This is a genomic window from Variovorax atrisoli 110B (assembly GCF_000382045.1).
Classification (GTDB): Bacteria; Pseudomonadota; Gammaproteobacteria; order Burkholderiales; family Burkholderiaceae_C; genus Variovorax; species Variovorax atrisoli.
The window spans coordinates 1-1,115 of sequence record NZ_KB907496.1 but is presented as its reverse complement, the minus strand read 5'-3'; the positions used below and the strand labels follow the sequence as shown (position 1 = coordinate 1,115).

The 1,115-nt window shown below is 57.8% G+C and carries 1 protein-coding gene; it reads left to right on the top strand.

Annotated elements, in window-relative coordinates; genetic code table 11:
- The first annotated feature begins 173 nt into the window (after positions 1 to 173).
- Positions 174 to 698, top strand: a complete 525-nt coding sequence (locus tag G369_RS36985; RefSeq protein WP_038117051.1) for a P-loop nucleotide/nucleoside kinase family protein — start codon at positions 174 to 176, stop codon at positions 696 to 698.
- Positions 699 to 1,115: the final 417 nt, after the last annotated feature.

The window sequence follows — 1,115 nt, the reverse complement described above, 5'->3', positions numbered from 1 at the left end:
ACGGGCGGGGAAAATGCAGACTTTGAAGAATCAGTCGACATGGGCGAGGTTCATCAACCGCCTCAAACTGGCGCTACTTCGGAGCGGGGCGAAGACTGACTGAACCCGGCCAGTTACGGACATTCGAAGTGGCGCCAGAACCTTATCTGTTTCTTAATCATTGATTGTCAAGCATGTCTCGAGTTCATTTGATCGAGGGCCCAGTGGGGGCCGGAAAATCCACCTATAGCGCGGCTCTAGCTGCAAGCAGTAACGGCGTGCACATTCCGCTCGACGAGTGGTTTGCGGCGCTTTTCAGCCCGGACCGCCCGGACGGCGATTTTGTGCCTTGGTATGTCCAGCGCAAGGATCGGTTGCTGGGTCTGATATGGAACCACAGCCGCAGAATATTGGCGTCTGGTCGAGACGTTGTGCTTGAGCTTGGTCTGATTCACCGGCAACCACGAATCCAGTTCTGTCGAATGATCACTAACGAAGGATTTCTGCCTCACCTCCATGTCCTTGACGCGCCTGTGGAAATTCGTCGTGCGCGTGTTCGACGCAGGAATGAAGAGCGAGGCCCCACGTTTTCTATGGTCGTACCGGACCATGTCTTTGAGATGGCGAGCAAGCTTTGGGAGCCGCCGGACGAACTCGAATGCGAAGAGTTCGAAGTTAGCTTTGTCACGGACGAGGCGAAGGCGTCGTCTAGCGCCTGAAGAAGCCGGTCAGCACGCGTCTTGAAAGTCGGCTGTCGAACAAAGCGAAGATTGGCTCAGGGCTCTTGCGCAGGCGGCCTGTCCGGCTACATTCGGCCATGACCGGACGGTCGGCCGCGCGTCAGAATTCGCGGGGAGCCGGGGCGGTGAATACGACGCCCCCCGGAATCCTCACCCATTTATCCCCTGCACCTGACCGATGCTTACTCTTCACGCATTCATCACATCAGCCGACGACGTCCAGTCGTTGGAGGCCCTGGAGCCAAAGCTAACCGGACTCTTTCAGGGGGAACACAGCGCTCGGCCGGATGTGTCGTTTAGCAGCTTGCCGTTTCGGAGCGTGCCCCGGCTGCTCTATCGCTGGCCAACATGGAGTTTTTCCGTGACATGCGAGAGCGGCTCGGAAGTGGCCGCAGA

What these genes read in the sequence shown, in the direction of transcription:
- G369_RS36985 (WP_038117051.1), top strand. Translation starts at nt 174, where the DNA reads ATGTCTCGAGTTCATTTGATCGAGGGCCCAGTGGGGGCCGGAAAATCC.